13 protein-coding genes are annotated in these 11,325 nt (G+C 71.1%); 6 read left to right on the plus strand and 7 right to left on the minus strand.

The genetic code is table 11. The annotated features are described in order from the left end of the window. Positions 1 to 13: 13 nt before the first annotated feature. Genes AWB89_RS20750 through cobC form a run of 4 tightly spaced genes read right to left on the minus strand, consistent with a single transcriptional unit; the run spans position 14 to position 4,027 of the window. Positions 14 to 1,132, minus strand: coding sequence for a bifunctional RNase H/acid phosphatase (locus AWB89_RS20750; RefSeq protein WP_085176219.1), 1,119 nt, complete (start codon positions 1,130 to 1,132; stop codon positions 14 to 16). After that, on the minus strand, positions 1,129 to 1,866 hold the full coding sequence (locus AWB89_RS20755) for a zinc ribbon domain-containing protein (protein WP_085103990.1): 738 nt from the start codon (positions 1,864 to 1,866) through the stop codon (positions 1,129 to 1,131). Before AWB89_RS20755 ends, AWB89_RS20750 begins: the two co-directional genes overlap by 4 nt. Further along, positions 1,863 to 3,002 carry a Nif3-like dinuclear metal center hexameric protein gene (locus AWB89_RS20760; RefSeq protein WP_085176239.1) on the minus strand — a complete coding sequence of 380 codons (1,140 nt, stop codon included), beginning with the start codon at positions 3,000 to 3,002 and terminating at the stop codon, positions 1,863 to 1,865. The genes AWB89_RS20755 and AWB89_RS20760 overlap by 4 nt, the downstream gene beginning before the upstream one ends. Further along, on the minus strand, positions 2,999 to 4,027 hold the full coding sequence (cobC, locus tag AWB89_RS20765; protein ID WP_085176220.1) for an Rv2231c family histidinol phosphate aminotransferase CobC: 1,029 nt from the start codon (positions 4,025 to 4,027) through the stop codon (positions 2,999 to 3,001). The genes AWB89_RS20760 and cobC overlap by 4 nt, the downstream gene beginning before the upstream one ends. A 173-nt stretch (positions 4,028 to 4,200) precedes the next feature. On the opposite strand from cobC, the gene AWB89_RS20770 reads away from it, so the two are divergent. From AWB89_RS20770 to AWB89_RS20780, 3 genes are read left to right on the plus strand one after another with little or no spacing between them, the layout of a single operon-like run. Continuing rightward, complete coding sequence (locus AWB89_RS20770; protein WP_085176222.1) at positions 4,201 to 4,830, plus strand: HAD-IA family hydrolase; 630 nt, start codon at positions 4,201 to 4,203, stop codon at positions 4,828 to 4,830. Continuing rightward, complete coding sequence (locus tag AWB89_RS20775; RefSeq protein ID WP_085176224.1) at positions 4,823 to 5,308, plus strand: low molecular weight protein-tyrosine-phosphatase; 486 nt, start codon at positions 4,823 to 4,825, stop codon at positions 5,306 to 5,308. The genes AWB89_RS20770 and AWB89_RS20775 overlap by 8 nt, the downstream gene beginning before the upstream one ends. Further along, positions 5,308 to 6,117 (plus strand): SURF1 family cytochrome oxidase biogenesis protein, encoded by an 810-nt coding sequence (locus tag AWB89_RS20780; RefSeq protein ID WP_085176226.1) that lies wholly within the window; start codon positions 5,308 to 5,310, stop codon positions 6,115 to 6,117. The genes AWB89_RS20775 and AWB89_RS20780 overlap by 1 nt, the downstream gene beginning before the upstream one ends. Before the next feature lie 28 nt (positions 6,118 to 6,145). Here AWB89_RS20780 and AWB89_RS20785 read toward each other — a convergent pair whose 3' ends face one another. Beyond that, complete coding sequence (locus tag AWB89_RS20785; protein ID WP_085176229.1) at positions 6,146 to 7,111, minus strand: cobalamin biosynthesis protein; 966 nt, start codon at positions 7,109 to 7,111, stop codon at positions 6,146 to 6,148. Positions 7,112 to 7,148: 37 nt separating this feature from the next. Next, the gene (locus tag AWB89_RS27335) at positions 7,149 to 7,289 is read right to left on the minus strand and encodes a hypothetical protein (RefSeq protein WP_158089841.1); all 141 of its coding nucleotides are present in this window, start codon (positions 7,287 to 7,289) and stop codon (positions 7,149 to 7,151) included. Positions 7,290 to 7,364: 75 nt separating this feature from the next. Between AWB89_RS27335 and AWB89_RS20790 the strand changes: the two genes are divergently transcribed. Continuing rightward, positions 7,365 to 8,180 (plus strand): oxygenase MpaB family protein, encoded by an 816-nt coding sequence (locus AWB89_RS20790; RefSeq protein WP_085176231.1) that lies wholly within the window; start codon positions 7,365 to 7,367, stop codon positions 8,178 to 8,180. Here AWB89_RS20790 and AWB89_RS20795 read toward each other — a convergent pair. Further along, a complete protein-coding gene (locus AWB89_RS20795) occupies positions 8,177 to 9,295 on the minus strand; it encodes an epoxide hydrolase family protein (RefSeq protein WP_085176241.1) in 1,119 nt (372 codons plus the stop codon). The two genes, AWB89_RS20790 and AWB89_RS20795, sit on opposite strands and share 4 nt — an antisense overlap. A gap of 171 nt (positions 9,296 to 9,466) precedes the next feature. Between AWB89_RS20795 and AWB89_RS20800 the strand changes: the two genes are divergently transcribed. Together AWB89_RS20800 and AWB89_RS20805 are read left to right on the plus strand one after the other, a co-directional pair. Beyond that, complete coding sequence (locus tag AWB89_RS20800; RefSeq protein ID WP_085176233.1) at positions 9,467 to 10,246, plus strand: DivIVA domain-containing protein; 780 nt, start codon at positions 9,467 to 9,469, stop codon at positions 10,244 to 10,246. Positions 10,247 to 10,451: 205 nt separating this feature from the next. After that, a partial coding sequence (locus AWB89_RS20805) for a PE family protein (RefSeq protein WP_142282592.1) occupies positions 10,452 to 11,325 on the plus strand: 874 nt, incomplete at its 3' end.

Below are 11,325 nucleotides of genomic sequence, written 5' to 3' on the forward strand. Positions count from 1 at the left end.
CCCTTTTGCCCACCTAAAGATAGCTTGTCTGGTTAACCAGCCTCACCGAAGACGCTCCATCCGAATAGAACTCTGCGATGCTCAACGACGCCAGGTCAAGATGCAGCCGGTACAGAATGCCCGGCCCGGCGTCCAGCGCCAGCCGCAGCAGCATCTTGATCGGGGTCACGTGCGACACCACCAGCACGGTGGCGCCCTGATGCGCGGCGACGATCCGGTCACGCGCCCGCAGCACCCGATCGAGCACCGCGTCGAAGCTCTCACCGCCGGGCGGCTTCGTCCTGGTGTCTCGCAGCCAGCGGCGATGCAGCTCCGGATCGCGCTCCGCCGCTTCGGTGAACGTCAGCCCCTCCCACGCCCCGAAATCGGTCTCGATCAAGTCGTCGTCGACGGCCACGTCGAGCCCCAGCGCCTTGGCGGCGGTCGCGGCCGTGTCGTAGGCCCGCTGCAGCGGGGAGGAGATCACCGCGGCGATCCCGCCGCGCTGCGCCATGTAGCGCGCCGCGGCCTCGGCCTGCTGACGCCCGGCCTCCGTCAGCGCCGGGTTGCCGCGCCCCGAGTAGCGGCGCTGCGCCGACAATTCGGTCTGGCCGTGCCGCAGCAACAGCAGCCGCGTCGGGGTGCCGCGGGCCCCGGTCCATCCGGGCGACGTCTTGGCCTGCACCGCCGCGCTTTTCGCGGACTCCGCGGCGGGCGGTTCGGAGTTCTCGATGTCGCCGTCATCGGCGACCGCAGCGGCGTCCATCGCCTCGTTGGCCAGCCGGTCCGCGTGCGAGTTGCGCTCCCGCGGGATCCACGTGTAGCCGATCCGGTCGAAACGCGCCGCCAGCTTGCGCGCCTGGGAATGGAGTTCGATCAGGTCGGGGTGCTTGACCTTCCACCGCCCGGACATCTGCTCCACCAACAGCTTCGAGTCCAGGAAGACCTCGGCCTCGGTGGCGCCGACTTTGAGCGCGTCGTCCAAACCGGCGATCAGCCCACGGTATTCGGCGACGTTGTTGGTCGCGACGCCGATGGCCTGCTTGGCCTCGGCGAGCACGGTCGAGCGGTCCTCGCTGCGCACCACCGCGCCATAGCCGGCCGGGCCGGGATTGCCGCGCGATCCGCCGTCGGCCTCGATGACGACTTTCACTGCTCGAATCCCTTGACCCGCAGCAGGATGGCGCCGCATTCCGGGCAGCGCACCAGCTCGTCCTCGGGGGCGGCGGAGATGCGGGACAGTTCCCCGCGGCCGATTTCGATCCGGCAGGCCCCGCACCGATGCCCCAGCAACGGCCCGGCGCCCGGCCCTCCCCCGGCCCGCTGGCGCTCGTACAGGGCGGACAGGGCCGGGTCCAGCGCCGCGGCGAGCGTGTCACGCCGTGACGAATGGGCCGCGCGGGCCTCGTCGATCTCGGCGAGCGCGGCGTCGAGAGCCTGCTGGGCGGCGGCCATCTCGGACTGCAGCGCCTCGACCGCACCCTCGTCGTTGGTGGCCTGGGCCTGCAGCTCCTCGCGGCGCTCCATCACCTCCAGGAGGGAATCCTCCAGGCTGGTTTGGCGCCGCAGCAGGGTCTCCAGCTCGTGCTGCAGGTCGGACAGTTGCTTGGCATCCGTGGCACCCGATTTCAGCATGGTGCGGTCCCGGTCCTCGCGCTGACGCACCGCCTCGATCTCCGCCTCGAATCGCGACACCTGGGCGTCCAAGTCCTCGAGGGCGATCCGCACCGCTCCCAGCCGGTCACTGGCGGCGTTGTGCTCGGCCTGGATCCGCTCCAGCGCCTCGCGTTGCGGCAGGTGGGCGGTCCGGTGCGCGATGCGCGACAGCTCCGCATCCAGCTTCGACAACTCGAGTAGCGAAAGTTGCTGCGACACCTCGGCTTTCATGGCCGTCCTCCCCCGTCGTCGTACCCCAGATCCCAAGGGTCGGTGCGAATCGCGCACACCCGCACGGGCAGCGCCGCCCCGAAGCGCGAGCGCAGCACGCCCGCCGCCTGCTCGCACCAGGGGAATTCGCTTGCCCAGTGCGCCACGTCGACCAGGGCCACGCTCGAGGCCCGGCGGTGCTCGTCGGCCGGATGGTGCCGCAGGTCGGCCGTGACGTAGGCCTGCACGTCAGCGGCGGCCGCGGCGGCCAGCAGCGAGTCCCCGGCACCGCCGCACACGGCGACCCGCGATACCGGCAGGTCCGGATCCCCGGCCGCGCGCACGCCCCACGACGTCCGCGGCAAGGCGGAACCGACGCGGGAAACGAAGTCGCGCAGGGGTTCCGGCCGCGGCAACCGGCCGACGCGGCCCAGCCCGGCGCCGCTCGGCGGCGCCACCAGCGCGAAGATGTCGAACGCGGGCTCCTCGTAGGGATGGGCGGACCGCATCGCCGCCAGCACCGCGCCCCGGGCGCGGGCGGGAGCGACCACCTCGAACCGGTCCTCGGCCACCCGCTCGACGCTGCCGACGCTGCCAATCGCGGGTGAGGCCCCCTCGTGCGGCAGGAACTGTCCGATGCCGCTGACGCTCCAGCTGCAGTGCGAGTAGTCGCCGATGTGCCCGGCGCCGGCCTCGAACACGGCCTCCTGCACCGCTTCCGCGTTCTCGCGGGGCACGTAGACCACCCACTTGTCGAGGTCGCCCGCCCCCGCGAGCGGTTCGAGCGCGCCCTCGACGGTCAGGCCCAGGGCGTCGGCGAGCGCGTCGGACACGCCCGGCAAGGCGGAGTCGGCGTTGGTGTGCGCGGTGAACAGCGAACGCCCGGTTCGGATCAGGCGGTGCACCAGCGCGCCCTTCGGGGTGCTGGCCGCCACCGTGTCGACGCCGCGCAGCAGCAACGGATGGTGCGCCAGCAGCAGGCCGCCCTCGGGAACTTCGTCGACGACGGCGGGCGTCGCGTCGACGGCGACGGTCACCGAGTGCAGCGCATCGTCGGGGTCGCCGCAGACCAGGCCGACCGAATCCCACGACTGGGCAAGGCGCGGCGGGTAGGCCTCGTCCAGCGCCTCGATCGCATCGGCGAGCCGCACGGTCACGGCCACACCCCGGCGATCGCGTCGACCAGCAGCGGCCACTCGGGGCGCACCGCCGCGCGCAGGTACCGCTCGTCCAGGCCGACGAACGTATCGCAGCGCCGCACGGCAATCCCTTTGCGCTCCAGGCGGTTTCGTAGCGAATCGGCATCCGGGCGCCGGAACAGGACGAACGGGGCCCGCCCGTCGACCACGTCGGCACCCACCGACTGCAGGCCGGCGGCCATCTCGGCGCGCAGCTGGGTCAACCGCATGGCACCGGACGCCGCCTCCGCGACGGCCCGCGGCTCACAACAGGCCGCGATGGCCGTCAGCTGCAGCGTCCCCACCGGCCAGTGCGCGCGCCGCGCCGTCAGCCGCGCCAGCAGCTCCGGGGCGCCCAGGGCGTAGCCCACGCGTAGCCCGGCCAGCGCCCACGACTTGGTCAGGCTGCGCAGCACCAGCACGTCGGGCAGGGGGTCGCCGGCCAGCGACTCCGGCTCGCCGGGAACCGCGTCGGCGAAGGCCTCGTCGACCACGACAATCCGACCGGGCCGGCGCAGCGCCAGCAGCTGCTCGCGGGAGTGCAGCACCGAGGTGGGGTTGGTCGGGTTGCCCACCACCACCAGGTCGGCGTCGTCGGGCACGCGCGCGTCCTCGAGGCGGAACGGCGGCTCGAGCACGACATGCTCGACGGGCACCCCGGCCGAGCCCAGCGCCACGGCCGGCTCGGTGAACGAGGGTGCCACGATCGCCGCCTTCGCCGGGCGCAGGTGGGGCAGCAACGCGAACCCCTCCGCCGCGCCGGCCAGCGGCAGCACCTCGTCGCGGGTGCGGCCGTGCCGCGCGGCGGCCGCGTCCTGGGCGCGGTGTACGTCCCCCGTGCTCGGGTAGCTCGCCAGGTCCGAGAGCCGCTCGGCCAGCCGCCGCGTCAGCCACTCGGGCGGCTGCGCGTGCCGGACGTTGACGGCGAAATCGAGCATCCCGGGCGCCACGGCCTGATCGCCGTGATAGCGGGCCGCAGGCGGGCTCGGGTTCAGAGTCGCCATCCGTGAAACACTAGTGGGCCGCCGCGAACGCGTGGCAGGAACGCCGTCGCACTCCGAAACTGGCCATCAAGGACAATGGTGAGGTGACAGGCACAGCCGCGGATTGCCCCCCTCCTCCTCACGACGCGTTGCGTCGTGCATCGTCGGCGGGCGTCGCGGGCACTCCGCAGCTGGTGATCTTTGATCTCGACGGCACGCTGACCGACTCGGCGGAGGGCATCGTGGCCAGCTTCCTGCACGCGCTCGACCAGGTCGGAGCGGCCGCGCCCGAGGGCGACCTGATCGCGCATATCGTCGGGCCGCCGATGGACGACACCTTCCGCACCATGTTCGGTGACTCCGCCGACGAGGCGATCACCGCGTTCCGGGCCGAGTACGGCGCCCGCGGCTGGGCGATGAACACGCTGTTCGAGGGCATCGAGCCGCTGTTGGCCGACCTGCGCGCCGCCGGGGTGCGGCTGGCCGTGGCCACCTCGAAGCTGGAGCCGACGGCGCGGCGCATCCTCGCCCATTTCGGTTTGGACGGGCATTTCGAGGTGATCGCCGGCGCGGCGCCCGACGGCTCCCGCAAGAGCAAGGAGGAGGTGCTGGCCCACGCGTTGGAACAGCTCCAGCCGCTGCCCGAGCGGGTGCTGATGGTCGGTGACCGTAGCCACGACGTGCACGGCGCGGCCGCGCACGGCATCGACACGGTGGTGGTCGGCTGGGGCTACGGGCGTGACGACTTTCACGAGGGCTTCACCGTCACCGGCGTGACGCACGCCGCGACCATCGAGGAGCTGCGGAGGGCGCTGGGTGTCTGAACCGTTGCACGTCACCTTCGTCTGCACCGGCAACATCTGCCGCTCCCCGATGGCCGAGAAGGTGTTCGCCGACCAGTTGCGGCGGCGCGGCCTGGGTGACGCGGTGCGGGTGACCAGCGCCGGCACCGGCAACTGGCACGTCGGCAGTTGCGCCGACGACCGCGCCGCCAAAGTGTTGCGGGCCCACGGCTATTCCACCGCCCACTGCGCCGCGCAGCTGAACGACGACCACCTGGCGGCCGACCTGGTGGTGGCCCTGGGCCGCAACCACGTTCGGATGCTGCGGCAGCTGGGCGTGGAAGACGACCGGATCCGGATGCTGCGCTCGTTCGACCCGCGTTCGGGCGCCCATGCCCTCGACGTGGAGGACCCCTACTACGGCGACCCCGAGGACTTCGAGGACGTGTTGGCCGTCATCGAGGCCGCCCTGCCCGGCCTGCACGACTGGGTCGACGAACGGCTCGCGGAGAACGGTTGATGCGCCGCCTGGCATTCCTGCTGCGGCCGGGCTGGTTAGCGCTGGCCCTGGTGGTCATCGCCTTCACCTACCTGTGCTTCATGGTGCTCGCGCCGTGGCAGCTGGGAAAGAACACCAGGACGTCGCGGGAGAACCATCAGATCGAGTCCTCTCTGAACACCCCGCCGGTGCCGGTGAAAACGCTGCTGCCGCAGCAGGGTTCGTCGGCGCCGGGCGCGCAGTGGCGCCGGGTGACGGCGAGCGGCCATTACCTGCCCGACGTGCAGGTGCTGGCCCGCCTGCGGGTCGTGGAGGGCGACCCGGCGTTCGAGGTGCTGGCCCCCTTCGTCGTCGACGACGGGCCCACCGTGCTGGTGGACCGCGGCTACGTTCGGCCCGCGCAGGGCTCGCACGTCCCCCCGATCCCCCGCCCACCGGCGGGGCCGGTGAGTATCACGGCCCGGCTGCGCGACTCCGAGCCGACCGCGCCGGGCAAGGATCCCTTCGTCATCGACGGTGTGCAGCAGGTGTATTCGATCAACACCGAGCAGGTCGCGGCGCTGATGAAGGTCCCGCTGGCGGGGTCGTATCTGCAGTTGGTCGAGGACCAGCCCGGCGGCCTGGGCGTGATCGGCCTCCCGCACCTGGACGCCGGGCCTTTCCTCTCGTATGGCATCCAGTGGATTTCGTTCGGCATCGTCGCGCCAATTCTGTTGGGCTACTTCGTCTATTCCGAGATCCGCGTCCGGCGCCGGGAGAAGCAGGCGGCGCAGGAGACCCCGACGACCGTCGAGGAGAAACTCGCCGACCGCTACGGGCGGCGGCGATAGGCCGACCTACAGTGTGCGCTCAGGGTTTTCAGTGCGCGCTGAGGGCGCGAAATTCGCGATTTTCCCGCCCTATCCGCACACTCGACGCCACCGACGCACACGCGACGACCAACGCGGCGGCGGTCTGCACCGCCCGCGACAGGACGACCGCGCGCCGCAGGTCGGCGACCGCGGGCGGCCGGCCGTCGCCGAGGGTGGGCCGGATCTGCAGCTCATGGCGGTACTGGGTGGGCCCGCCGAGCCGGACGCCCAGCGCCCCGGCGAAGGCCGCCTCGACCACGCCGGCGTTGGGGCTGGGATGCCGGGCCGCGTCGCGTCGCCAGGCGCGCAGCGCGCCCGCCGGCGATCCGCCGACGACGGGTGCGCACAGCACCACCAGCGCCGCGGTCGCCCGCGCGGCGGCATAGTTGGCCACATCGTCCAATCGTGCTGCGGCCCAACCGAATCGGAGGTAGCGCGGCGAGCGGTGGCCGATCATCGAATCCAGCGTGTTGATGGCGCGGTAGCTCAGCACCGCGGGCGCGCCGCCGGCCGCCGCCCACAGCAGCGGCGCCACCTGGGCATCGGAGGTGTTCTCCGCGACCGATTCCAGCGCCGCGCGCGTCAGACCGGCGGCGTCCAGCCGCTCCGGGTCGCGCCCGCACAGCGACGGCAGCAGCCGTCGGGCGGCACCGACGTCGTCCCGCTCGAGCAGTTGCGCCATCTCCAGGCCGGTGCGTGCCAGGGACGTCCCGCCCAGGCAGACCCACGTGGCGGCGGCGGTGGCCGCGACGGACCGGCGTCCGACGACCGCGCCCAGCGCCGTGACCGCACCGACCAGCAGCCCGACGTGCAACGCGCCGGCGACCTCGGAGTCGCGGTAGGTGAGGCGCTCCAGCGCCGCGGCCGCCCGACCGAACAGCGCGACGGGGTGGCCCCGTTTCGGGTCGCTCAGCGCGAGGTCGGCCGCGTACCCGGCCAGCACGCCAACGGCCCGGGCCCGCCTCGCCAACACCCGGGCAGCGTCTCACACCCGACCGGGCGGGGCGGGGCTAGATGGCCAAGATGGCGGCGACGATCACGACGATGATCAGCAGGCCGACCACCCACCACAGGAGGGCGTCGGGGTCGGCGGCCGGCGAGAGGTTGGGCGGGCGGGCCAGCGGCCGCGGGTTGCCAGGTTGAGTACTCATTGCTCAGGTCTGCCCACTTTTGCGCGGATCTAACACCGGTCGTGGTGTACTCGAGTCCATGAGGGGTAATCCGCGATGAAGCGGCCCGCCACCCGGATCGCCGATTTGCTGAACCCCGCGGCGGTGTTGATGCCCGCGGCGAACGTGATCATGCAGTTGTCTTTGCCCGGTGTGGGCTACGGCGTGCTGGAAAGCCCGGTGGACAGCGGCAACGTCTACAAGCATCCGTTCAAGCGGGCCCGCACCACCGGGACCTACCTGGCGGTGGCGGCCATCGGGACCGAGTCCGATCGCGCCCTGATCCGCGGCGCCGTGGACATCGCGCACCGCCAGGTTCGCTCGACACCGTCAAGCCCGGTGTCCTACAACGCGTTCGACCCCAAGCTGCAGCTGTGGGTGGCGTCGTGCCTGTACCGGTATTTCGTTGAGCAGCACGAATATCTGCACGGCCCGCTGGACGACGCCGCCGCCGACGCCGTCTATCGCGATGCCAAGCGGTTGGGCACCACGCTGCAGGTGCCCGAGCGCATGTGGCCGCCGGACCGCGCCGCGTTCGACGACTACTGGAAGCGCTCCCTCGACGAGCTGCGCATCGATCCGCCGGTGCGTGAGCACCTGCGCGGGGTGGCCTCTTTGGCGTTTCTGCCGTGGCCGCTGCGCGTCCTGGCGGGACCGTTCAACCTGTTCGCGACGACGGGATTCCTGGCGCCCGAGTTCCGGGCGATGATGCAGCTGGAGTGGTCGCAGGGCCGCCAGCGCCGCTTCGAGCGGTTGCTGGCCGCCCTGCGGCTGGCCGACCGGCTGATCCCGCACCGGGCGTGGATCTTGGGCTATCAGATTTACCTGTGGGACATGCGCTTTCGGGCGCGCAGGGGCTGGCGGATCGTCTAGCGGACCGTCGCGAAGAACGCGCGCACGTCGTCGACGAACAGCTCCGGCTGCTCGAACGCGGCGAAATGCCCGCCGCGCGGCATGTCCGTCCAGTGCGTGATGTTGTACGCCGGCTCGCACCAGCTGCGCGGCGCCTTGAGCAGCTCGCCCGGGAAAGCGCTGACGCCGGTGGGCAATTCGACCCGGCCCGCCTGACCGAAGACCCGGAAGCTTTCCCAGTACAGCCGGGCCGACGATGCGCCGGTGGCGGTCACCCAGTACATCATCACGTTGTCCAGCAGCTCGTCGCGGCTGAACACGTTCTCGGGGTGCCCGTCGCAATCGGCCCACGCCCAGAACTTCTCGACGATCCACGCCAGTTGCCCCACCGGCGAATCGACGAGCCCGTAGCCCAGCGTCTGCGGGCGGGTGGACTGCTGCTTGGAATAGCCGGTGCCCCACTTGCGGTGCTCGGCCATCGCGGCCAGCGCGCGTTGCTCATCGGGGGTCGGGTCGGCCAGCGACTCCTTGGTGGGCCGCCCGATCGGCATGTTCAGGTGGATGGCCGCGCAGTGCCCGCCGTTTCGGCCGATCTCGGTGGTCACGGCGGCGCCCCAGTCGCCGCCCTGCGCGCCGTAGCGCTGGTAGCCGACGCGCAGCATGAGCGTCTCCCAGGCCTCGGCGATCTTTTCGACGCCCCACCCGGCGCGGGTGGGCTTGCCGGAGAAGCCGTACCCCGGAAGCGACGGGCACACGACGTGGAAGGCGTCCTCGGCGCGCCCCGACGCAGGGTTGGTCAGCGGCTCAATCACCTTGTGGAACTCCACGATTGAGCCCGGCCAGCCGTGGGTGATCAGCAGCGGGAAGGCGCCGTCGTGCGGCGAGCGCTGGTGGACGAAGTGGATGTCGAGCCCGTCTATCTCGGTGACGAATTGATCGAAGCGGTTGAGCGCGGCCTCACGGGATCGCCAGTCGTACTGGCCGGCCCAGTAGTCGGCCAGCTCGCGGGTGTAGCCCAACGGAATGCCCTGGCTCCAGTCGTCGACGCATTCGGCTTCGGGCCAACGCGTGCGCTGCAGGCGCGATCGGAGATCTTCCAGGACGTCGTCGGAGACGTCGATGCGAAACGGCGTCACGGGTTGCTCGTTCACGCCCCCAGACACTGCCATATTCGACAGATCAGCAACAACGCATAACGCTCCGTCAAATTCGCGTCAAAAGCGTTGGTCTCACGGATGCATAACCGTGAAATACTCGACTTGGTAGGTCCATGGGTCTGCCAGGCATTTCCAGAATGGGGACTGGCGATGATCACCGAAACCGTAAAGACGTTCCCTCTCATTTTCAGGGGCTACGATCCGAACGAGGTTGACGCTTACATCGGGAACCTGATCAACAAACAGCAAGTGCTTCTCGACGACATCGAGAGCCTCAGAGCGAGACTCAAGGAATCCTGCGACGAGGCAGCGGGGCTGCGGATCGAGGTCGCCGTCCTCACCGACGAGGTCGCCGTCCTCACCGAGGCTTCGCCTACGCCCCAGGCGATGCAACGTCGGATGGCCAAGATGCTGCAGCGCGCGGTCGACGAGATTTCCGAGATGCAGGCCGAGGCGCGGGCCGAGGCGGAGGCGCTGATCGCGGCTGCCCAGGCCGGGGCCGAGGACGCACACCGGGAGCACCAGGAGCGGTTGGGCGAGATGGCCGCGGAGCGAAAAGCCCTCGAAGGCGAACACGGGGAAGCCAAGAAAAAGTTCGAAGCCGAACTGGCCAAGATGCGCGCCGAAACCCGGTCGACGATCGATGAGGCATGGCGGGACGCCCAACGGGAGCGCGATCTGCTGCTTGCCGATGCAAAGCGCGAAGCCGACCATTGTCGCGATCAGGCGCGCCGGGTCTTGGACGAGACGGGTCAGCAGCGAATCAAGATCCTCGAGCAACTCATGCGCATATATCGCGACCTGGAAGCCGTTCCGGCCACCCTTGAGTCGGCATACCAAGAACTGAAGAATGCGACGGAACCGGGCGTCGTGGTTCCGTTGGACCAGAAAATCAAGCGGAATCCGGATTCTGTGACCGGCCTCGCGTAATTCCAGCCACGGGCCGAGAGGCCCAGCAGTTGCCGCACGATCCGCTTTGGCCGCCGGTCGCTGATCGGCCGATAGCGGCTCGACGATGCCGGCTTAAGTAGCCAACTCCCCAGCGCGCCCGTTCTTTCAGTAGACGACTACTGCAGACCACCGCGTCAATCCGGATGAGGCTTGGCTCGACCCGACGAGCGGATGGGTGGCTGGCATGTCGTACGTGATCGCGGCACCGGAGATGATGGCGGCGGCGGCGCTGGATTTCACGAATATCGGTTCGGCGATCAGCGACGCCAACGCAGCGGCCGCGGCGTCGACCACCGGCGTGCTGGCCGCGGCCGAGGACGAGGTGTCCACCGCGATTGCGGCGCTGTTCTCGGCCCACGGTCAGGGCTTTCAGGCACTCAGTGCGCAGGCGGCGGCGTTCCACGACCAATTTGTGCACACCTTGACCGCGGGCGCGGGATCCTATGCCGGCGCCGAGGCCGCCAACGTCGCCGCGTTCGCGGCGAACCCGGCGCAGACCATCCAGCAGGATCTGCTCAACGCGATCAACGGGCCCGTCCTGGCGGCCACCGGGCGCCCGCTGATCGGCAACGGCGCCAACGGAACTCCGGGTACCGGGCAGAACGGCGCGCCCGGCGGGTGGCTGCTGGGCAACGGCGGCGCCGGCGGCTCCGGCGCGCCCGGCCAGGCCGGCGGCAATGGCGGCGCCTCCGGGCTGCTGGGCTACGCCGGGGCGGGCGGGGCCGGCGGGAGCTCGGCGACCGGCAACGGTGGCGCCGGCGGCGCGGGCGGCAATTCGGGCGACCCGCTGCTGGGCTACGGCGGGGCCGGTGGCGCCGGTGGAGCCAGCACCGCGCCCGGCGGGGTCGGCGGGGCAGGCGGACGCGGCGGCAACGGGGGCCTGCTGTTCAGCGCCGGCGGAGCCGGCGGCGCCGGCGGGAGCTCACTTCTCGGCGACGGCGGGGCCGGCGGCGCGGGCGGGACCGGCGGCTTGCTCAGCGGTCTGATCGGTCCGGGCGGCGGGCAGGGCGGGGCCGGCGGATTCAGCGAAGCCGGCGTCGGGGGCGCCGGCTTCGCTG

Source organism: Mycobacterium paraense (assembly GCF_002101815.1).
Classification (GTDB): Bacteria; Actinomycetota; Actinomycetes; order Mycobacteriales; family Mycobacteriaceae; genus Mycobacterium; species Mycobacterium paraense.

What these genes read in the sequence shown, in the direction of transcription:
- AWB89_RS20800 (WP_085176233.1), top strand. Translation starts at nt 9,467, where the DNA reads ATGATCACCGAAACCGTAAAGACGTTCCCTCTCATTTTCAGGGGCTAC.
- AWB89_RS20780 (WP_085176226.1), top strand. Translation starts at nt 5,308, where the DNA reads ATGCGCCGCCTGGCATTCCTGCTGCGGCCGGGCTGGTTAGCGCTGGCC.
- cobC (WP_085176220.1), bottom strand. Translation starts at nt 4,027, where the DNA reads ATGGCGACTCTGAACCCGAGCCCGCCTGCGGCCCGCTATCACGGCGAT.
- AWB89_RS20790 (WP_085176231.1), top strand. Translation starts at nt 7,365, where the DNA reads ATGAAGCGGCCCGCCACCCGGATCGCCGATTTGCTGAACCCCGCGGCG.
- AWB89_RS27335 (WP_158089841.1), bottom strand. Translation starts at nt 7,289, where the DNA reads ATGAGTACTCAACCTGGCAACCCGCGGCCGCTGGCCCGCCCGCCCAAC.
- AWB89_RS20755 (WP_085103990.1), bottom strand. Translation starts at nt 1,866, where the DNA reads ATGAAAGCCGAGGTGTCGCAGCAACTTTCGCTACTCGAGTTGTCGAAG.